Here is a 19,723-nt window from a genome sequence, read left to right on the forward strand (position 1 = left end):
CGCATGCCTGTGATCTCGGACTTGCCCACCGACATGACCGAATTGCTGCTGGAGCCGAGGCCCTCGATTCACGTCCTCGAGGTGACCGGTGACCGGTGGACCGGAAAGAGCACCCTGCTTGCCCAGTTGGCCGACGATGCGGAGGCGCGCGGCTGGCGGGTCGTCGTCGGGCGGGCGGCCGTGCAGCCCTCTTCGGCCCGGGCTCCCTTCGGACTGTTCCTCGGCGTGATGGACGACCTCCTGACCAGAGGAAGCACCGGTGTGGGGGACGAAGGACAGGAAGGGTGGGACGAAGGCGCGTTCGGTGGGCTGTTGGGGCTGGGGGAGGGGACCGCCGAGCTGCGGGACGACCCCGTATTTCGCTACCAGAACTTCCGCGTCGTGCGCGGACTCCTGGAGGAGGCCTCGGCCTCGCGCGGGCTGCTCATCGTCCTCGACGACGTGCACTGGGCCGATGAGAGCTCCCTGGGGCTCCTGGAACACCTCGTGCGTCATCCGCCGCGCGGAACCGTGCTGATCGCGCTGGCGCACCGGCCGCGCCAGAGCAGCCTTCAGCTGCACGCCGTTCTCAACGAGGCCGTACGAGACGGGCAATCCCGCAGGGTCGTACCGCCCCGACTCTCCGCCGAAGAGGCCGCAGCCCTGCTGCCCGAGGACATCAGCCGCGTACAGAGCTCGCTCCTCCTTGAGGAATCTGACCACAACCCCGGACTTCTCAAGGCCTTCGCCTCGATGCGGCTTCCCCTGCATCCCCAGTGGCCGTCCCGGGCCAACCTTCCCGTAGAGGCCCTCGCCGAGGTGCTCCGCGACTTCCACGCCCTGTCGTTACTGGGCTGGCGAGTGGCCAGGGCCGCTGCCATCCTCGACGAACCGTTCAGCCTCAACGTCCTGCAAGCCGTCTCGCAGGTCGACGACGAGGAACTGCACGCGGCGATCGACGAACTCGCGGGGCAGGACATCTTCGAGGTCGAAGCGGACGCCCGGCACCTCAGGTTCAGCAGCTCCCTGCTCCGGGCCGCCGCCCACCAGTCGACCGGCCCCGGCTGGCTGCTCGGCGCACACGCCCGTGCCGCACGCCTGCTCGCCCGGCAGCGCACCGACGAGGTACGGCTCGCGGAACACCTGCAGTTCCAGATCGCCGGCAAGGACAGTCGCACCAGCCGCCTCCTGCTGGACGCGGCCGCCGGCCACCGGTGGACGGACGCCATGGACGCCTCCGCCTGGGCCCAGGCCGCGCTGACCATCGGCGACTCGGGTGGCGACGAGGCCTGGGCCACGACCGTGCTGGGCAGTGCGCTCGCCCTCTCGGGCCGGCTCGGCCGCAGTCTGGAAACGCTCCAGCGCGTGGGCGGGAGCACCGAATCCCACGCCCATGGCGTGGAGGCGCTGCTCTGGACGGCCTGGGCCCGGCGGATGCTCGGCGAGGGGGAGACGGCCGATCGAGAACTGGCCGAGGCGGTGCGTGCGGCGTCAGGCCTCGGCCCCGTGGAGCGGGCCGAGCTGCTTGCTGGCTGGGTGTCCTGCATGCTCCACCTGGGCAGGCCGGTGCCGGCCGAGACGATGGCGGAACTCCTCGGCCTGGTCGAGGCGCTGTCGGCCGGCGAGCGGGTGCGGGTCCACGCGCTGTGTGCGATGGCGGGGCTGCGCGAGAGCGGCGGTACGGGGGCCAGGGCGCGGGCTCAGACGGATGCCGCGGCCCAACTGCTCGACCCGCTGCGGGACGACGACCTCGTCGAGCACATGGACGGGCTGTTCTGGCTGGCCCGGGCCGAGGCGGAGCTGAAGCGGACCGAGGCGGCGATCGGGCATCTGGAGCGCGGCCTCAGCATGGCCGAGGGACGGCGCTTCCACACCGTGGTCCCGCTCTTCGCGGGGACGCTCGCACGGGTCGAGTCAGGTGCGGGGGATCCGCACAGCGCGGTACGGCACGCCTCCGTCGCGGTTACGGCCGCCGGCCGTACCGACAGCCTGTACCTGCAGGAGCGTTGCGAGGGCATCCACGAGGAGCTCGCCTCGGGCCACGGCAGGGCCGCTGACATCGGGCGCCTTGCCGTGCCCGCAGGCGTCGTCGGCAGAGGCGGCGGCGAGGCGGGGGCGGCGGCCGAAGCGCTTGACGTACTGAGCAAGCGCGAGCTCCAAATAGCGGTCCTGGTGAGCAACGGCCGGACCAACAGCCAGATCGCCCGCGCGCTCGTTGTCAGCCAGAAGACGGTGGAGACGCACCTCGGCCGGATCTTCAAGAAGCTGGCGGTGGCCTCCCGCGCCGAGGTCGCCGCCTGCGTCGGCCGCTCCCAGGACCACCGCGTCCTTCTGCCCCGCACCAGCGTGGGGGCCCGGAGTCTTCTCAGCTCCCAGGCCTCCTTCTGAGAACGGTCACCACCCGCCGTACCCGTACCCGTACCCGGCCCCGATCACGGCCCGGGGCGGGCGCGGCGGGCCCCTCTGCAGTCGGGAAACTTCCCGATTGGCACCGCTCCCGCGCCGGCGGGCGAGGGATTCCCCCGACTCCTGGGCACCGAAGGCCTCTCGTCACGATCGAGGCCCCCGCGCACCCGCCCCGCCCTGACCGGCATCCAGGAGAACCCCCATGGCACGCCGCCGTGGCATGCCGACCCCGGCCGAGCTCGAGGCCCACGTGGCCGCGGGCGAGATCGACACCGTCGTCCTGGCCTTCACCGACATGCAGGGCCGGTTCCAGGGAAAGCAGTTCTCCGCCGAGTTCTTCCTCGACGACGTGCTCGCCCACGGCGCCGAGGCCTGCGACTACCTGCTCGCCGTCGACGTCGACATGCGGACCGTCGAGGGCTACGAGAACTCCTTCTGGGAGCGGGGGTACGGGGACTTCCGGCTGCTGCCCGACCTCGCCACCCTGCGTCTGATCCCCTGGCAGCCCGGCACCGCCCTCACGCTCGCCGATCTCGCCCTGCACGACGGCACGCCCGTCGCCGTCTCGCCCCGCCAGATCCTGAAGGCGCAGACCGACCGCCTCGCCGCGCGGGGACTGCGGGCGATGGTCGGCACAGAGCTGGAGTTCGTGCTGTACCAGGACTCGTACGAGGAGGCGTGGCAGCGCGGCTACCGGGAACTGCGCCCGGCCACCAGCTACAACGTGGACTACTCCGTCCTCGGCACGTCCACGACCGAGCCGCTGTTGCGCCGTGTCCGTACCGAGATGGCCGGGGCGGGCATGTACGTGGAGGCGTCCAAGGGCGAGTGCAACCTCGGCCAGGACGAGGTGACCGTCCGGTACGCCGACGCCCTGACCACCTGCGACAACCACACGCTCTACAAGACGGGCGCCAAGGAGATCGCCGCGCAGGAGGGCCGCAGCATCAGCTTCATGGCCAAGCCCGACGAGCGCGAGGGCAACTCGTGCCACGTACACATCTCGCTGCGCGGCGAGGACGGTGAACCTGTACTCGCCGGCGACGGGCCTTACGGGCTCTCGCGGCTCGGTGAGGGGTTCCTCGCGGGACAGCTTGTCGCCGTCCGCGGGCTCAGCCTGTTCTTCGCGCCCACCATCAACGCCTACAAGCGCTACCAGCCCGGCAGTTTCGCCCCGACCGCCGTGGCCTGGGGCGTCGACAACCGGACCTGCGCTCTGCGGCTCACCGGGCACGACTCCTCGCTGCGGGTCGAGCACCGCGTCCCCGGGGGGACGCCAACCCGTACCTGGCCGTCGCCGGGCTCATCGCGGCCAGGCTCCGGGGGATCGACGAGGGGCTGTCCCCGGGTGAGCCGTTCCGGGGCAACGCCTACACGTCCGACACGCCCAGGGTGCCGGGCACCCTGCGCGAGGCGCCCGCCCTGTGGGGTCGGCAGAGCTGCCGGCGGCGGCCTTCGGCGAGCCGGTGGTGCGGCACTACGCGCAGCCAGAGGCCGGCGGACTGCGCAGGGCGCGCCGGGCCCGCGGCCCTCGGTGGGCCGCGGGGCGCGGATCAGGCGGACAGGCGGTCGAAGTCGACGATCAGCACGTCTCGGTAGGCCGGCAACGCGGGGTCGACGGCGCGCAGCGGGGTGACGTCGTGCAGCAGGCGCCGGTCGTCCACGAGCAGCTGGTCGCCGGGCCGGGAGAGCGTCGAGCGCAGCAGCAGCGTGTCGTCGTCGCCGTGCAGGGAACTCTCGCCCCCTTCCACGTTGTTCCGGCGTACCAGCAACGAGGTCACGAAAGTGGAGCCGTCCCGGTGCCGGCCCTGCGGAGCGGGCTTGCCGACCTGGTCCGCGCCGGTGATGATGCGGAAGGGGTGCAGCTTCACGTCCCAGGCGCCGATGCCCTCGGCGGCGGAGAAGATCTCGCCGAGCATGCGGACGACCTCGCTGGTGAGGGGGTTCGCGAGGAAGGCGTCGGTCAGCGGCTCGAAGTGCCGGTCGATCCCGCCGTTGAGCGGGTTGACCGCCGACTCCTGGCGGTAGGGTGCGTGCGGCAGTTGTCGCAGCCCGTCGACATCGAGCCGGAAGTGCCCGTAGCGCCGGTTGCGGTAGGTGCCGCCGTCCTTCATGTACGTGTCGAGGACGAGGTCGTCCCAGTGGTCCGCGTAGGCCGCCCACTCGGCGTCGCCGACGCCGAGCAGCCGCGACACGGTGTCCGAGCTCTGCAGGTGCCAGCCCTGCTCCACCAGATCCGCCGACGCGGTGGCGGCCGACGGTCCGGGCGTTGCGGTCTTCTCCGACATGGTGTGCGCATCCCCTCGCTGTGATGTGAGTTCTGCCCTCCGGGGCACCCGATGCTGACCAAGAGGGCCCCTAGGCGGTGAGTCGGGAGAACTCCGGAGGGGGCTGGCCCGTACGACCGCGTCGGTGGCGACTACCTGGAGTCGCCGCCGGTCACGCCCGTCAGTGGTTCCCCCGACTGTTGCCGGACGCCGTGCCGGCGGGACCTTCGTTCCTACCGTGAGGCGCGTACGAGCCCTCGTATCGTCCACCACCTTCCGAGGAGACCCATGAGCAAAATCGCCGTCCTCACCAACGACCTGCAGGCCGACCTGATCAACAAGAACCAGGAGCGCATCGACGCCGTCGACGCGGCGACGCCGGCCTTCTCGGGGTTCCTGAAGGCGATGCGTGAGCGCGGCCACCACGTCGTCCACCTGCAGCTGATCAACCTTGCGGACGACCCGATTGCCGAGCGCTACGACGGCTGGCTGCCGGTGCAGCAGGGAACCGAGGGCGCCGCGATCGTCCCGCCCTTCCTCGACGAGGGCGACATCGTCCTGGAGAAGAACAAGGACAGCGGCTTCTACGAGACCGACCTGCACGAGCGCCTCCAGGCCCTCGGCGTCGAGACCGTGATCATCACGGGCATGCAGAGCCAGATCTGCGTCCAGACCACCGCCGCCGACGCATTCTTCCGCGGCTACAAGGTCTGGGTGCCGAGCGACTGCGTCGTCTCCGCCCGCGAGCAGGACAAGATCCGTGCCCTGGAGTGGATGGACGGCTACTGCGCCACCATCGCCACCTCCGAGGAGATCGTCGCCCTCCTGGACGCCGGCGAGGACCTGCCGCGCAAGGAGTTCCTCGTCCCCTGACGACCTTCGTCCTTCGACGGCCCCCGGCCCCGGCACACCGCCGCGCGGCGGCCCCGCACCGTACGTCCGCACCGATTTGGGAGCTTGGTTGAGCACCGGCACGGAATCCCTTCTGGATCAGCACATCGTCCTCGATCACGGGACCGGGGCCCGGCTGAGCCGGGAACTCGTCGAGTTCGTCGTAGGCGTCCTGGGCGACGTCTACATCGGCGAGATGGAGGACAGCGCGATGCTGCCGATCCCGGCAGGCAGGATCGCGATGACCACCGACTCCTTCGTCGTCGATCCGCCGTTTTTCGGCAACGGCGACATCGGCAAGATCGCGGTCTGCGGCACCGTCAACGACCTCGCGGTCGTCGGCGCCGAACCGCTCTACCTGACGCTGGCCATGATCCTGGAAACCGGGCTCCCCATCGCCCGGCTCCACCAGGCCCTGGTCTCGATCCGTGACACCGCCCGCGAGGCCGGGGTGAAGATCGTCGCCGGCGACACCAAGGTCGTCGGCGAGGGCGAGGCCGACGGCATCTTCCTCAACACCACCGGCATCGGCGTCTTCCACGAGGAGCCGAAGCGGATGACCGACGTGCGGGTCGGCGACCGGATCGTCCTGAGCGGTCCGATCGGCAACCACACCATCCACCTCCTCTCGGTCCGCGAGGGACTCGGCTTCGAACAGCGCGTGGTCAGCGACTGCGCGCCGCTCAACGGCATGATCGACAGCCTCCGCGACAAGGTCCCGGCCGGTGCGGTCCGCTCCATGCGGGACGTGACCCGCGGCGGCCTCTCCGCCGTCCTCCACGAGTACTCGTCGGCGCTCGGGCGGGCGGTGCGCGTCGAGGAGAGCGCGCTGCCCGTCGACCACGAGACGCGGATGGCCGCCGACATGCTCGGCATCAACCCCATCAACGCAGCCAACGAGGGCTGCCTCGCGCTGTTCGTGGCCCCGGAGGCCGTTGACGTCGTACTGGAGACCCTGCACGCGCACGAGTACGGGCGCCGGGCCGTGGTGATCGGCGAGATCACCGAACGGGCCGAGAAGTCCGTCGAGATGGTCGGCGCGGACGGCCGGATCAGCGAGGTCGAGGAACTCATGGGCGCGGAACTCCCGCGTCTTTGCTGAGAGGACGGGGAGCGGGGATGCGGTCGGAGAACTCCGTCGGAGAGACCGGAGCGGTTGGCGAGACGGGAGCGGTCGGCGGCACGGGCCCAGGCCCGTCCGAGCGGTGGCTCATCAGGGTCGAGGGCGTCGTGCAGGGGGTCGGCTACCGGCCCTTCGTGTACACGCTCGCCCACGAGCTGGGGCTCACCGGCTGGGTCCTCAACGACCCCCTCGGTGTCCTCGCCGAGGTGTACGGGAGCCTCGAGTCCCTGACCGCCTTCGTCCGCGCCCTGCGGGACCGGGCGCCCCTGCTCGCGCGGGTGAACGGGGTGCGGGTCGAGGAGACGTCCGCGGGCGGCGAAGCGCCCGCGGACTTCACCATCCGGGAGAGCGTCCGGGGCGGCGACGCCCGGACGACCGTCCCCCCTGACTCGCACGTCTGCCCCGACTGCCTGGCCGAGGTGCGCGACCCGGGCGACCGCCGCCACCGCTACCCGTTCGCCAACTGCACCCACTGCGGCCCCCGTTACTCGATCATCCGGGACCTGCCCTACGATCGGGCGCAGACCACCATGGGCTCCTTCACCCTGTGCGAGGAGTGCCGGCACGAGTACGAGAACCCGGGCGACCGCCGGTACCACGCCCAGCCCACCGCCTGCCCGGCGTGCGGGCCCCGGGTCACCCTGTCCGGGCCGGACGGTGTCCTCGCCGAGGCGGACGCGGCCATGACCGCGGCCGTCGAGGCGCTCGCCGCCGGCCGGATTGTCGCCGTCAAGAGCGTCGGCGGCTTCCACCTGGCCGTCGACGCCCGTGATGCCGAGGCCGTGGCCCGGCTCCGGCGCCGCAAGAAGCGTGACTCCAAGCCCTTCGCGGTGATGGTGGAGGACCTCGCCACGGTCGGCCGGATCGCCGTCCACGGCCGGGCGGAGGACGAACTGCTCCAGTCCCCGGCGCGGCCGATCGTTCTGCTGCGCAAGGTGCCCCACGGCCTGCCCGAGGCCGTCGCACCGCGGAACCCGAACATCGGCGTCATGCTGCCCTCGGCACCCCTGCACCACCTGCTGCTCGACCACCCCTCGCTCGACGTTCTCGTGATGACCAGCGGCAACATCTCTGGCTACCCCATCGTGCACCGCAACGAGGACGCCCTCGCCCAACTGTTCGAGGTGGCCGATCTGGTCCTCCACCACGACCGGGACATCCACATACGGGTGGACGACTCCGTGGTCCGGTGCACCGACCACCCGGGTCTCGACGAGCCCGTCGTAACCTTCCTGCGGCGCTCGCGCGGCTACGCCCCGTATCCGGTGATGGTCGACGCGCTCCCCGAGCCGATCCTGGCCTACGGAGCCGAGCTGAAGACGACGATCGCTCTCGGCTCCGGCGACGAGGTGTACGTCAGCCAGCACATCGGCGACCTCAAGAACGACGAGACCTTCGCTTCGCACCGGCAGACCGCCTCCCACCTCGCCGAGCTGTACGGCCTGAAGCCCCGCTTCGTCGCCTGCGATCTGCACCCCTCCTTCCGCTCGCACATCCTGGCCGACGCCGAGGAGGGCGTCGAGGTGATCGCCGTGCAGCACCACCACGCCCACATGGCTTCCTGCATGGCGGAGAACCGGATCGAGGGCACCACCCTCGGCGTGATCTTCGACGGCGCCGGTTACGGCGCCGACGGCACCATCTGGGGCGGCGAGTTCCTGCTCGGCGACTACGCCGAGGTCCGCCGTACCGCACGACTGCGGCACCTCCCCCTGCTCGGCGGTGACAAGGCCGTCCACGAACCGATCCGCACGGCCTACGCGCTGGCCCTCGACGCTTTCGGCGGGGACGTGGACGCGGCCCTCGCCGCCTTCCCCGTCCTCGGTGAACTCACCGAGCAGGAACGGCACGTGTACGCCACGATGGCCCGCCGAGGGGTGAACGCGCCGTCGGCCTCCAGCATGGGCCGTCTCTTCGACGGCGTCGCCGCCCTCCTCGGTGTCTGCTCCCGGGCGGAGTACGAGGCCCAGGGCCCCATCGAGCTGGAAGGACTTCTCGGCCGCGACCTCACGCTTGCGGAGCCGTACCCCTTCGCCTTCGCGCCCGCCGCCGACTCCCCGCCCGGAGCGCGAACCGTCGAGATCGACTTCCGGCCGGTCGTCCGGGCGATCGCCGCCGATCTCGCCGCCGGCCTCGGCACCGTCGAGATCAGCCGCCGCTTCCACTCGGCCGTCGTCGGCCTCGTCCGTGACCGGGGAGCCGAGGAGTGCCGGGCCGCCGGCACCGACCGGGTCGTCCTGTCCGGGGGCGTCTTCCTCAACGAGTTCCTGCTCGTCAACTCGCTGCTCGCCCTGCGCGCCGCCGGTCTGTCCGCGTACGCCCACTGCCTGGTCCCCACCAACGACGGAGGCATCGCCCTGGGCCAGGTGATGGTCGCGGCCGCCCGCTCCGGCCCGGCCTCCGCGGCTGCATCCGCGCGGCCCGCCTCGAACGAACGATGAAAGGAAGGCCGATGGCCCCCGCAGAGATCACCCTCAGCGACGTCGTCCGGCTGCTCTCCGAGCACGAGGAGGCCGCCGCACGGACGCTGAGCCTCGTGCCGTCCGAGAACGCCATGTCCGGACTGGCCAAGCTGCCCATGCTCCTGGACTCGTACCACCGCTACTTCTTCAACGAGACCGACCATCCCGGCCGTTGGCACTTCCGGGGCGCGCAGGGCCTCCGCGACGTCGAGACCGGCGTCGCCATCCCGCTCCTGGAACGTCTCGGCAAGGCCGACTACGTCTCCGTACGACCGCTCAGCGGCCTCAACGCGATGACGCTCGCCCTGGCCACCCTCGGCGGCGACCCGGGCTCCACCGTCGTCACCATCGGCCCCGAGAACGGCGGCCACTACGCCACTCCGAGCGTCGCCCAACGGCTCGGCCTGCGGGTCGAGTTCCTCCGGGGCCCCGACCCGCACGCACTCGACCTCGACCACGCCGCCGAGCTGCTCCGCCGGGTGCGGCCCGCGCTCGTCTACGTCGACCAGTCCCACTGCCTCTTCCCGGTCGACGTGGCCTCCCTGGTCCGCGTCGTCCGGGAGGCGTCCCCCGAGACCCTCGTCCACGTCGACGCCAGCCACTGGATGGGTCTCGTCCTCGCCGGAATGTTCCCCAACCCCCTGGACGAGGGGGCCGACAGCTTCGGCGGCTCCACCCACAAGACCTTCCCCGGCCCGCAGAAGGCACTGCTCCTCACCCGCGACGCCGACATCGAGAAGCGCATCCGGGAGACCCAGGACTACCTGGTCAGCAGCCACCACTTCGGCGCCACCCTCAGCCTCGGCATGGCCGTCCTTGAGTTCCAGGAGTTCGGTCCCGCCTACGCGCGAGCCGTCGTCGGGCACACCCGTGCCTTCGCCGGACTCCTCGCCGAGCGCGGCATCACCGTCTGCGCCGCCGACCGCGGCTACACCGCCGGACACCAGCTGTGGCTCGACACCGAACGCGACGGCATCGCCCCCGGCCTCGCCAGCGACCGGCTCCACGCTGCCGGACTCAAGGTCAACTTCATGGCGGGACTGCCCGGCTTCACCGGCCAAGGCGTGCGCATCGGCCTCAACGAAGCCGCGTACCAGGGCCTCACCGAAGAGGACTTGCCCGAGCTCGCCGACGTTTTCGCTGCCGCCGTCCGCGCCGAGCAGCCCGCCGCCAGCCTCGCCGACCGGGTCGCTGCCCTGCGGGCGGCCCGCACCCCGCTCGGTGCTGCCCTGCCCGAGGCCAGGGCCCTCCTCGACCGTTCCCTCGCCCTCGCCGGCCGCGCCCTGCGCGCCGACGCGTCCTGACCCACCCCACGACGACCCCCTGGAGCACGCCCATGAGCCGCCCCGTCATCGGCATCACCGGCTACCGGGACCAGGCCCGCTGGAACATCTGGGACACCGACGCGACCGTCGTCCAGCAGTCCTACGTGCGCGGGATCACCGCCAACGGCGGCCGTGCGGTGGTCCTGCCGCCGGACGACCTCGACGCCGACGTCCTGCACCGCCTCGACGGACTGCTCCTCACCGGCGGCGCTGACATCGCCCCGGCCCACTACGGACAGGAACCGCATCCCGCCTCCGACACCCCCCGTCCCGACCGGGACCACGGCGAACTGCTGCTGCTGCGCACCGCCCTCGACCTGGACCTGCCGGTCCTCGGCGTCTGCCGCGGTCTGCAACTCCTCGCGCTGGTCTACGGCGGCACGCTCCACCAGCACCTGCCCGACGTCGTCGGGCACACCGGCCACTGCCCGCGCGAGGGCGAGTTCGGTCACCACGAGGTGCGCTTCACGGCGCACAGCAGGGCCGCCGCCGTGTACGGACCGCTGGCCGTCACCAACTCCCACCACCACCAGGCCGTCGCCGACCCGGGTCGGCTGACCGTCACCGGCCGCAGCGACGACGGTGTCGTCGAGGCGGCCGAGGACCCCGCCAAGAGGTTCGTCCTCGGCGTGCAGTGGCACCCCGAGGTCTCCGGCGATGACGAGCTCTTCACGGTTTTCGTCGCGGCCTGCGCGAAGTGACACCGAACCCCCTGCCGCCGTAAGTGGCAGGGGGTTCGGTGTCGTCCGCATCACGGGGTCAGCGGTGACCGGGTGCCACGTACAGGTCGGACATGGCGACGAGGACGCGCCGGTCGCCGCGGAAGGGCTCCCGGGCGTGCGTCGCCAGGAAGTTGTCGACGACCATCACGTCCTCGCGCTGCCACGGGAAGCTCACGGCGGCCTCCTCGTACAGCCCGCGGATCAGCGCCATCACCTCGTCCTCGATCTCCTCGCCGTCGCCGTAGTAGGCGTTGCGCGGCAGCCCCTCGGGGCCGTACTCGCCGATGAGGACCTCGGCGACCTCGGCCGGCAGGTTCGAGGTGTGGAAGAGGTGGGCGTGGTTGAACCAGACGGTCTCGCCGGTGCGCGGGTGCTCGGCGAGGGCCTGCCGTCGCGACACGGTCCGCAGGCCGTCGTTCCCGGTCCACTCCAGGTCCGTGCCGGACTGCGCGCAGTACGTCTCTACCACGGACCGGTCGCCGGTCTGGAAGACCTCCTGCCACGGGATGTCCAGGTCGGGCCCGTAGTTCCGGACGTACCGCACGCCGTGGCGCTGGAACCGCTCGCGGACCTCGGCGGGGATCCTCGGGAAGACACGGCGCTCACTGGCAACCGGGGTCGCACCGCCGGTCGCGGAGGGCCGGTCGCCGTAGAAGTACAGACGACTCGGCCAGTTGTGGGCGTAGCTCATCTCGTGGTGGAAGGGGATCCACTGCTCCTCGCTGAGCTCCGTGGAGGTGAAGACCTTGTCGGCGACTTCGTTGCGCGGCGCCGCCCGCTCCAGGTAGCCCAGCAGCTCGGGCGAGAAGGCTCGCGCCGCCCGCCCGAAGGCCTTCGGATCTGGTACGTCGAATCCGCGGAAGAGCAGCACTCCGTAGCGGTCGAGGGCGTTGAGCAGCCGCTCCCGGTGGGCGTCGATCCAGGGGCCGAGGGGGGTGCCCGGCCCCGCCGACGTCAGCCTCAGTAGAAAGGGCTCGTCGTCGAGCGGCTCGGCGTGAGCCCCCGGGATGTCCGTCCGTTCGCCGGTCGTCACTTCGTCCCCTCCGTCGTCCGTCCCACGAGGTCGCCGACCGGATCCGCCATCGCGGCGAGGATCCGGCGCGGCCCCTCGAAGGGTTCACGGGCGTGTGCGGTGATCATGTTCTCGACCAGGAGGACGTCACCAGCCTCCCAATCGAAACCGGTCGTCCCGGCGTCGAGGACGGACCGGATCTCGTCGAGAGTCTCCGGCTCGATCAGCGTGCCGTCCCCGTAGTACGTGTTGTACGGCAGGTCCTTGGGCTCCACCGCGGCGAGGAGCCCCTCGCTGACCTCTTCCGGCAGCGAGGAGACGTGGAAGAAGTACGCGTGGTTGAACCAGGTGCGTTCCCCGGTCACCGGGTGCCGGTGCACGGTGGGGCGCACCTGATGGGTGCGCAGCTGCTCGTCGTCCACCCACTCGGCCGTGATGCCGGCGCGGGCGCAGTACGCCTCCACCTCCGCCGGGTCCTCCGTCTGGAAGGCCTCCTGCCACGACAGGCTGATGCCCGGCAGGTAGTTGCGGACGTACCGCACCCCGAGCCGCTCGAACTTCTCGACCGTCTCCGGCCGCAGCCCGGCCAGCACCCGGCGGGAGTCGGCGAGCGGCGTGCGGCCGCCCTTCGTGGCCGCGCGTTCGCAGAAGAAGATGATCCGCAGTGGCCAGTTGTCCGTGTACGACTGCTCGTTGTGGAGCAGGATGTGCTGGTCCGCCGGGTACTCCGTCGACGTGTAGACGCCCTCGGAGACCTCGCTACGGGGCGAGGAACGCTCTCCGTAGTCCAGGACCCGGGAGGAGAGGGCGTCGAGCGCTTCCCGGAAGCCCCTGGCGTCGGTGACGTCGAAACCCCGGAAGAGCACGGCGCCGGCCTCGTGGGCGAGCCGGTCGACGGCCTCCCGGTGGCCGGACAGCCAGGCGGCGAGACCGGTGCCGGGCGCCCCGGCCCTGACCAGGGCCGGCAGGCCGTCGGCCTGCCAGTCCGTCCGGATCTCGACGGCCGCTTCGGCAGTCTGTGGCGGGTCGGTGGCGGCTGTCGTGCCGGCCGGTGCCGCTGCGTCGTTCATCGGTGCCTCTCCTGGAAGACGGTGTGCCGCGGCGCGGAGGAGGCCACGGCGGAGAGCAGCCGCACGAGGTGCGCGACCGGTCCCGCGTGGTCGTCCGCGAGGTAGAAGTGGCCGCCGGGGAAGGAGAGCGGGAAGAAGCCGCGGCCCGCGACGTCCCGCCAGGCGAGGGCACCCTCTTCCGAGCAGTGCGGATCCTCCGTGCCCCACATCATCGTGAGCGGTGCCTCGACCGGTGCGAGCGAGCTCGGCTCGTACTGCTCGATGAGCCGGTAGTCGCTGCGCAGCGGGCCGAGGAACAGCTCCCGCAGCTCGGCGTGGTCGATGATCTCGTCCGGGATGCCGCCGAGCCGGCGGACGTGCGCCAGGAAGGTGGCGTCGTCGGCGAGGTGGTACGAGGTGACACGCCGCCGCGTCGGCGACTGGCGCCCCGACACGACCACATGGGCCGGGGGCGCTCCCGTCCGCTGGAGCCGCAGCGCGAGCTCGTGGACGACCGAGGCGCCCATGCTGTGGCCGAACAGCACCAGCGGCAGATCCCGCAGCGGTTCGACGGCCTCGGCGACGGCGTCGACCAGCGCCTCCATCGTGCACACGCAGGGCTCGTCGTCGCGGCTCTCCCGGCCCGGGTAGTGCACGACCGCGTGGTCGACGTAGGCGGGCAGCAGCGTGGACCAGGGGCGGAAGTAGCTCGGCCAGCCGCCGGCGTGCGGCAGGCAGATCAGCCGGACGGTGACCGGCCCGGCGGGCCGGAACCGCCGCAGCCACGGCTCGGCGGAACCGTCCGTCGGCCTCGCGGTCGGGCGCGGGGCATCGGCGGGGGAGACGCGTGAGGAATCGCGCAACGGGGCGCGTCGGGGCACGTCAGACACGGCGGCGGTCGATCCTCGGGATCGGGGCCGCGTCGGACGGCGCGCCCTCCGCCAGCGTCTGCTTCTCGGCGACGAGCTCCGCCAGCGACGCAAGGTCGGGCGCCTTGAAGAACTGGCCGACCTGCACCCGTACCCCGAACTCCGCGCGGATGCGGGAGATGGCCCGCAGCGCGAGCAGCGAGTGACCGCCGAGCGCGAAGAACGAGTCGTGGCGGCCGAGCCGCTCCACGCCGAGGAGTTCGGCGCACACCTCGGCGAGCCGCGCCTCCAGCGGCGTCCTCGGTGCCTCGTACGGGATGCCGCTGTCGCGCCCGTCCTGCTCCGGCAGCGCCGCCGTGTCCACCTTGCCGTGGGCGTTCAGCGGCCATCGGTCCAGGACCACCAGGTGCGAGGGGACCATCGCCTCAGGCAGCAGGCCGCCGAGCAGCTCGCGCAGCTCCGTGTCGAGCCCGGCGGGCGCCTCCTCGGCGCCGGTGGTCACGTACCCGACGAGCTGTGCCTGTCCGGTGTCGTCGACGCGGACGCGTACGAGGGCGTCGTAGACGGCGGGGTGGCGGCGCAGCGCGCCCTCCACCTCACCGGCCTCGACACGGTGGCCGCGGACCTTCACCTGGCTGTCGCCGCGCCCCAGGAACTCCAGGGAGCCGTCGGGCAGGCGCCGTACCCGGTCGCCGGTCGCGTACAGCCGCTCGCCGCGTGCGAAGGGGTGCGGGACGAACCGCTCGGCGGTCGCCCCGGGCGCCCCGAAGTAGCCGCGGGCCAGCTGGACGCCGCCGATGAACAGCTCGCCGGGCACGCCGATGGGCTGCGGCCGCCCGTGGGCGTCGAGCACGAGCAGCTCGGTGCCGGGCACCGGCCGTCCGATGGGGACACCGGCGGGCACGGGTTGTCCGACCTGCCCGGCGGTCACGTCGATGACGGCCTCGGTCGGTCCGTACTGGTTGAACAGCCGCGCCGCCGGATGACGGTCGAGGAGCAGCCCGGCCTGCTCGGCGGACAGCTTCTCGCCGCCGCTGAAGAAGACGCGCACGCTCGGATGGGCGCCGGTCCCCGCTCCCGCCGCGTCCGCCGAGGCGAGGAACTCGCGCAGCATCGACGGGACGAAGTGGCAGACAGTGACCCCGTGCCAGTCGATCAGCTCGTGGAGGTAGTCCGCGTCACGATGGCCCCCGGGACGGGCCTGCACCACGGCCGCTCCGCACACGACGGGCAGCAGCAGCTCCCACAGCGAGACGTCGAAGCCGATCGGCGCCTTCTGCAGCACACGGTCGCCGGCGTCGATCGCGTACGCCTCGCGCATCCCGGCGAGCCGGTTCAGCAGACCGCCGTGAGTGAGCACGACGCCCTTCGGCCGTCCGGTCGAGCCGGAGGTGAACAGGAGGGCGGCGGCACGCCCGGAGGCGAGGGGCCCCTTCACGGGACGGTGGTCGGGCAGGCCGGTGATCCCGCCCTCGGGGACGGTGACCGTCTCCCGGCCCGGGAAGAGCTCGTCGAGCGTCGGCCCGGTCAGCACGATCCGCGGCGCGCCGTCGCCGACGAGCTGCTCCAGGCGCGCGGCCGGATAGTCGGGGTCGAGCGGCAGGTGCACGGCACCGGCCTTCAGGACGCCGAGGGCGGCGGCGATCAGATCGGCGCCCCGTGCCAGGCAGACGCCCACCCGGTCCTCGGGTCCGACGCCCATTCCGGCGAGGAGGTGCGCCACCCGGTTGGCCCGTCCGTCGAGTTCCGCGTACGTGAGGACCTCTGCGCCCGAGTCCCCGGCCCCGGCCGTGTCCCCTTCTCCGGTTCGGTCCGCGATCACGGCGATGGCGTCGGGAGTACGGTCGGCCTGCGTCTCGAACCAGGCGACGACATCGGTGTGCCGCGACTCCACGGCCGGCTCCGAGGCGAGGGCGCCGACGACCCGCTCGTACTCCTGCGGGGACATCACCGGCAGCTCCCGCACCGCCCGGCCGGGGGTCTTCGCGGCGGCGGCCAGCACCGAGACGAGGGCGGCGGCCAGACGGCCGGCCGTGTCCCGGTCGAAGAGCTCGGTGGAGTACTCCAGCCAGCCGTCGAGCCCGCCGTCCTTCTCGGGCACGAGCTGCACGGAGAGGTCGCATCGGACGGTGCCGACCAGCGAAGGCAGCACCTCGGCCTCCAGACCGGGAACGGAGAACGCCAGCGGCGGGGTGTTGTGCAGGACCAGCCAGTGCCGGGCGAGGGTGGTCTGGCCGGACACGTCCCGTTCGGCGGGCACTTCGGCCACGATCCGCTCGAAGGACACGTCCTGGTGCGCGAACGCGTCCACACACACGTCCCGGGTGCGCCGCAGCAGCGCCCGGAAGTCGTCGCCGGGCTCCAGGCCCACCCGCAGCGGCAGGGTGTTGACGAAGAAGCCGACGGTGGACTCGAGCTCGGCCCGGCGACGGCCGGCGACCGGCGTGCCCACGACTACGTCGTCCTCGCCCGACCAGCGGCCGAGGACGATCGACCAGCCGGCGACGAGTCCCATGAAGAGGGTCGCCTGAGCCTCGTCGGTGAGGGCGCGCAGCCCCTTCACGACGGACGCGGGAAGCCGCAGCGGCACCGTGTCACCGGCGTAGCCGCGCTGCGCGGGCCGCGGCCGGTCGGCCGGCACGTCGACCATGGGGACGCCGTCGAGCGTCTCCCGCCAGAACTGGAGCTGCCCGTCCAGCAGGCCCTGCTCCAGCGTGCCGCGCTGCCAGGCGGCGAAGTCCGCGTACTGCAGCGCCAGCGGCGGCAGACCGGCCGCACGGCCCTCGGACAGCGCCGCGTACGCCGTCCCCAGCTCCGTCATCAACAGGCCCATGGACCAGCCATCGACGACGATGTGGTGGACGGACAACACCAGCGTCCACTCGGGCTCCGGGGCGTCGGAGACCTTCAGCAGCACCGCGCGCAGCAGCGGCGGGCGGGCCAGGTCGAAGCCCTCGGAGGCGAGCTCGGAAACCGTCCGGTGGAGTTCGCCACGGGTCGTCTCGCGCACCGGTACGCGCACGGCGATCTCGTCGGCGCCCAGGATCCGCTGCTCCAGCTCGCCGGTCTCGGGGGACTCGCCGATCGCCGTACGCAGCACCTCGTGGCGCTTCACGAGCAGGGCGAAGCAGCGCTCCAAGAGAGCGGGGTCGAGGCTGCCGCGCAGGCGCAGGGCGCCCGTGCCGACGTACATCGGCGAACCGGGCCGCAGCCGGTCCACCAGGAACAGGCGTTCCTGGCCGAAGGAGAGGGGGGCGCGGTCCGTGGCGCCGGTGCGCGGCCCGATGCGGTCGACGGCCTGCCCGACACGGGAGTCGTCGAGGAGCTGGTCCAGAAGCCGGCGTTGCTCGGCCGAGAGCGAGAACTGCATGGAAGGTCTCTCCACGATCGTGAACGGTCAGGCGGAAGGGGTCGGTTCCATGGCCCGACGCACGCTCAGGGGCCGCATGTCGGTCCAGACGGCGTCGATGTGCGCCAGACACTCCTCGCGCGTGCCCGAGGTCCCCTCGGCCGTCCAGCCGGGCGGCAGGCCGATGTCGGCACGCCAGAGGGCGTACTGCAACTCTTCGTTGACGACCACGAGATGGGTCGTCTCCGACCCCGGATCGGCATGCACGGTGCGGACCTCCAGCAGGTTGTGACGACCGGACCAACCTGTCCGCTGAGACGGCGGCTGTATTGTCGGGAGTCCCCCTGACAGCCGTCCCCGCCGCGTCAGGTGAATGCCAGCGGACCCGGACGGGGCCTTGAAGCGGGGTGATACTCGGCCCATGACTCACGACATCCCGAAGATCCCGGACACCCCCGCCTGCGTGGGGGCCCTGGACGTCGCCCGCGCCTACTGCTCCCCGGCCCTGCTGAACCACTCCGTGCGCGCCTACGTATGGGCAGCGGCATACGGCTCCGAGCACGGCATCGGCTTCGAGCCCGAACTGATGTGGGTGGCCGCGATGTTCCACGACATCGGCCTCGTGACCGAGTTCGACAACCGGACGGTGGGATTCGACCACGCGAGCGGGCACGTGGCATGGGTGTACGGCGCGGGGGCCGGCTGGCCGGTACCGCGGCGCGAGCGTCTGGTGAAGGCGGTCGTCGCGCACATGCTGGACGAGGTCGATGTGGCCGCGGACCCGGAGGGCTTCCTCCTGGAACGGTCGACCAGCATGGACATATCCGGGCGCTACATGGACGACTTCCCGGCGGAGTTCAAGGCGGAGGTGCTGAAGCGCTGGCCCCGGCTCGGGATCGCGGGGGAGTTCCTCGACTGCTTCCGCCAGCAAGCCCTGCGCAAGCCGGACAGCTCGCCGGCGACCTCCCTGCGGAACGGCATCGCGGATCGCATCCTGGGTAACGCCCTGGACCGCTGAGGCCCCCTCGGAGGAAGCCTCAGAGGAACCGGCGTACGGGTGCCACCGCGCCCTCCTTGAACCGGTGCGACCAGGGCCGGGCGGCCCAGGCATCCGCGGGGACACCCGCGCTCACCGCCCGGTCCTGGTCGAAGTGCGCGTCGAGGACGGCAGCGAGCTCCTCGTCGAGGACGGCGAGCATGACTTCCTCGTCGTGGTCGAGAGAGCGGCGGTTGAGGTTGCCGGAGCCGACCACCGACAGGGTGCCGTCCACGGTGAGCACCTTGGCGTGCATCATCGTCGGCCCATACTCCCAGACGCGCACCCCGGCATCGAGCAGGCCTGCGTAGAGGCGGCGGCCGGCCTGCCGGCACACCGCCTTGTCGGTGTGCCGGCCCGGCACCAGGAGCTCCACCTCGACGCCCCGGCGCGCGGTGGCCCCGAGGAGGCCGGCGAAGTCGTCGTCGGGCGCGAAGTAGGCGGTGGTGAGCCGGACGCGCTCCTCGGCGGATTCGAGCACCACCCGCAGCAGCGTGCGCATGTCCTGCCAGCCGATGCCCGCCGAGCCCCGCACCACCTGCACCGCCGCGCGGCCGGCCGAAGACTGCTCCGGGAACAGGTCGCGCTCGTCGAAGAGCCGGTCGTGGCACTCGGCCCAGTTCTGGGCGAAGGCGGCGGCGAGGCCGTCCACGGCGGGCCCCCGCACCCGGAAGTGGGTCTCGCGCCACTCTCCCGCGTGCCGGGCGTCTCCGGCCCATTCCTGGGCGATGCCGACGCCGCCGGTGAAGGCGGTGTTCTCGTCGACGACGAGGACCTTGCGGTGACAGCGGTGGTTCTGTTTGAAGGGGGACAGCTTGAGCGGTGCCCGGAACCACGCCACGTCCACCCCGGCGGCGGTCATCCGCGAGAGGACAGGCCGCTCGATGAGCCGGCTGCCGAAGCCGTCGAGCAGAAGCCTGACCCGGACGCCCGCCGCGGCCCGTTCGGCGAGGGCCTCCGCGACGTCACGGGCGACGCGCCCCCGCCAGTACACGAACGTCATCAGGTCGACGGTCCGGCGGGCGGCGCGGATGGCCTCGAGCATCGCCGGGAAGATTTCGTCCCCGTTGCGCAGCGGGAGGATCTGGTTGTGGTCCGTCATGGGGGTGCCGAGGAGACGCTCCAGGCGGCGGCGGATGCGCCGGGCGCGGTCAGGGGTGGCCGGGGGGCCGGACCGCGAGCCGGGCAAGGGCGCAGCTGTCTGGAGCGCCTCCTCGGTTCTGGCCATGGTGG

General features: G+C 72.0%; 14 protein-coding genes and 1 pseudogene. 8 read left to right on the top strand and 7 right to left on the bottom strand.

The window, feature by feature from the left end; genetic code table 11:
* The first annotated feature begins 3 nt into the window (after nucleotides 1-3).
* Nucleotides 4-2,367 (top strand): LuxR C-terminal-related transcriptional regulator, encoded by a 2,364-nt coding sequence (locus tag OIE69_RS41090; protein WP_326580576.1) that lies wholly within the window; start codon nucleotides 4-6, stop codon nucleotides 2,365-2,367.
* A 220-nt stretch (nucleotides 2,368-2,587) separates the two neighbouring features.
* Nucleotides 2,588-3,866, top strand: a pseudogene (locus tag OIE69_RS41095) (glutamine synthetase family protein); the annotation flags it as partial.
* A 72-nt stretch (nucleotides 3,867-3,938) separates the two neighbouring features.
* Here the strand turns inward: OIE69_RS41095 and OIE69_RS41100 are convergent.
* On the bottom strand, nucleotides 3,939-4,673 hold the full coding sequence (locus tag OIE69_RS41100) for a 2OG-Fe dioxygenase family protein (protein WP_326581555.1): 735 nt from the start codon (nucleotides 4,671-4,673) through the stop codon (nucleotides 3,939-3,941).
* Nucleotides 4,674-4,940: 267 nt separating this feature from the next.
* On the opposite strand from OIE69_RS41100, the gene OIE69_RS41105 reads away from it, so the two are divergent.
* The 5 genes from OIE69_RS41105 to OIE69_RS41125 all read left to right on the top strand — a co-directional run bounded on the left by OIE69_RS41105 (nucleotide 4,941) and on the right by OIE69_RS41125 (nucleotide 11,154).
* Complete coding sequence (locus tag OIE69_RS41105; protein ID WP_326580578.1) at nucleotides 4,941-5,525, top strand: cysteine hydrolase family protein; 585 nt, start codon at nucleotides 4,941-4,943, stop codon at nucleotides 5,523-5,525.
* A gap of 88 nt (nucleotides 5,526-5,613) precedes the next feature.
* On the top strand, nucleotides 5,614-6,645 hold the full coding sequence (hypE, locus tag OIE69_RS41110) for a hydrogenase expression/formation protein HypE (RefSeq protein WP_326580579.1): 1,032 nt from the start codon (nucleotides 5,614-5,616) through the stop codon (nucleotides 6,643-6,645).
* A gap of 17 nt (nucleotides 6,646-6,662) precedes the next feature.
* Nucleotides 6,663-9,107, top strand: coding sequence for a carbamoyltransferase HypF (hypF, locus tag OIE69_RS41115; protein ID WP_326580580.1), 2,445 nt, complete (start codon nucleotides 6,663-6,665; stop codon nucleotides 9,105-9,107).
* Nucleotides 9,108-9,118: 11 nt separating this feature from the next.
* Nucleotides 9,119-10,432 carry a PLP-dependent aminotransferase family protein gene (locus tag OIE69_RS41120; protein WP_326580581.1) on the top strand — a complete coding sequence of 438 codons (1,314 nt, stop codon included), beginning with the start codon at nucleotides 9,119-9,121 and terminating at the stop codon, nucleotides 10,430-10,432.
* A gap of 32 nt (nucleotides 10,433-10,464) precedes the next feature.
* The gene (locus OIE69_RS41125) at nucleotides 10,465-11,154 is read left to right on the top strand and encodes a gamma-glutamyl-gamma-aminobutyrate hydrolase family protein (protein WP_326580582.1); all 690 of its coding nucleotides are present in this window, start codon (nucleotides 10,465-10,467) and stop codon (nucleotides 11,152-11,154) included.
* A 58-nt stretch (nucleotides 11,155-11,212) separates the two neighbouring features.
* On the opposite strand, the gene OIE69_RS41130 is transcribed toward OIE69_RS41125, so the two are convergent.
* Genes OIE69_RS41130 through OIE69_RS41150 form a run of 5 tightly spaced genes read right to left on the bottom strand, consistent with a single transcriptional unit; the run spans nucleotide 11,213 to nucleotide 17,721 of the window.
* Nucleotides 11,213-12,208 carry a TauD/TfdA family dioxygenase gene (locus OIE69_RS41130; RefSeq protein WP_326580583.1) on the bottom strand — a complete coding sequence of 332 codons (996 nt, stop codon included), beginning with the start codon at nucleotides 12,206-12,208 and terminating at the stop codon, nucleotides 11,213-11,215.
* Nucleotides 12,205-13,257: a TauD/TfdA family dioxygenase gene (locus OIE69_RS41135; RefSeq protein ID WP_326580584.1), complete on the bottom strand. Its 1,053-nt coding sequence runs from the start codon at nucleotides 13,255-13,257 to the stop codon at nucleotides 12,205-12,207. The genes OIE69_RS41130 and OIE69_RS41135 overlap by 4 nt, the downstream gene beginning before the upstream one ends.
* Nucleotides 13,254-14,126, bottom strand: a complete 873-nt coding sequence (locus OIE69_RS41140) for a thioesterase II family protein (RefSeq protein WP_326580586.1) — start codon at nucleotides 14,124-14,126, stop codon at nucleotides 13,254-13,256. The genes OIE69_RS41135 and OIE69_RS41140 overlap by 4 nt, the downstream gene beginning before the upstream one ends.
* A complete protein-coding gene (locus OIE69_RS41145) occupies nucleotides 14,119-17,490 on the bottom strand; it encodes a non-ribosomal peptide synthetase (RefSeq protein WP_326580588.1) in 3,372 nt (1,123 codons plus the stop codon). Before OIE69_RS41145 ends, OIE69_RS41140 begins: the two co-directional genes overlap by 8 nt.
* A gap of 12 nt (nucleotides 17,491-17,502) precedes the next feature.
* Entirely contained in the window at nucleotides 17,503-17,721 is a 219-nt protein-coding gene (locus tag OIE69_RS41150; protein WP_326580590.1) for an MbtH family protein, read from the bottom strand.
* 154 nt (nucleotides 17,722-17,875) lie between these two features.
* Here OIE69_RS41150 and OIE69_RS41155 point away from each other — a divergent pair, with 154 nt between their 5' ends.
* Nucleotides 17,876-18,472, top strand: a complete 597-nt coding sequence (locus tag OIE69_RS41155; RefSeq protein WP_326580591.1) for an HD domain-containing protein — start codon at nucleotides 17,876-17,878, stop codon at nucleotides 18,470-18,472.
* 19 nt (nucleotides 18,473-18,491) lie between these two features.
* Here OIE69_RS41155 and OIE69_RS41160 read toward each other — a convergent pair whose 3' ends face one another.
* Complete coding sequence (locus OIE69_RS41160; RefSeq protein WP_326580592.1) at nucleotides 18,492-19,718, bottom strand: phospholipase D-like domain-containing protein; 1,227 nt, start codon at nucleotides 19,716-19,718, stop codon at nucleotides 18,492-18,494.
* Between the last annotated feature and the right edge of the window lie 5 nt (nucleotides 19,719-19,723).

Source organism: Actinacidiphila glaucinigra (assembly GCF_035918135.1).
GTDB lineage: Bacteria > Actinomycetota > Actinomycetes > Streptomycetales > Streptomycetaceae > Actinacidiphila > Actinacidiphila glaucinigra.

Excerpts from the sequence above, each read along its gene's own strand:
- OIE69_RS41090 (WP_326580576.1), top strand. The coding sequence starts at position 4 with ATGCCTGTGATCTCGGACTTGCCCACCGACATGACCGAATTGCTGCTG.
- OIE69_RS41100 (WP_326581555.1), bottom strand. The coding sequence starts at position 4,673 with ATGTCGGAGAAGACCGCAACGCCCGGACCGTCGGCCGCCACCGCGTCG.
- OIE69_RS41105 (WP_326580578.1), top strand. The coding sequence starts at position 4,941 with ATGAGCAAAATCGCCGTCCTCACCAACGACCTGCAGGCCGACCTGATC.
- hypF (WP_326580580.1), top strand. The coding sequence starts at position 6,663 with ATGCGGTCGGAGAACTCCGTCGGAGAGACCGGAGCGGTTGGCGAGACG.
- OIE69_RS41120 (WP_326580581.1), top strand. The coding sequence starts at position 9,119 with ATGGCCCCCGCAGAGATCACCCTCAGCGACGTCGTCCGGCTGCTCTCC.
- OIE69_RS41125 (WP_326580582.1), top strand. The coding sequence starts at position 10,465 with ATGAGCCGCCCCGTCATCGGCATCACCGGCTACCGGGACCAGGCCCGC.
- OIE69_RS41135 (WP_326580584.1), bottom strand. The coding sequence starts at position 13,257 with ATGAACGACGCAGCGGCACCGGCCGGCACGACAGCCGCCACCGACCCG.
- OIE69_RS41155 (WP_326580591.1), top strand. The coding sequence starts at position 17,876 with ATGACTCACGACATCCCGAAGATCCCGGACACCCCCGCCTGCGTGGGG.
- OIE69_RS41160 (WP_326580592.1), bottom strand. The coding sequence starts at position 19,718 with ATGGCCAGAACCGAGGAGGCGCTCCAGACAGCTGCGCCCTTGCCCGGC.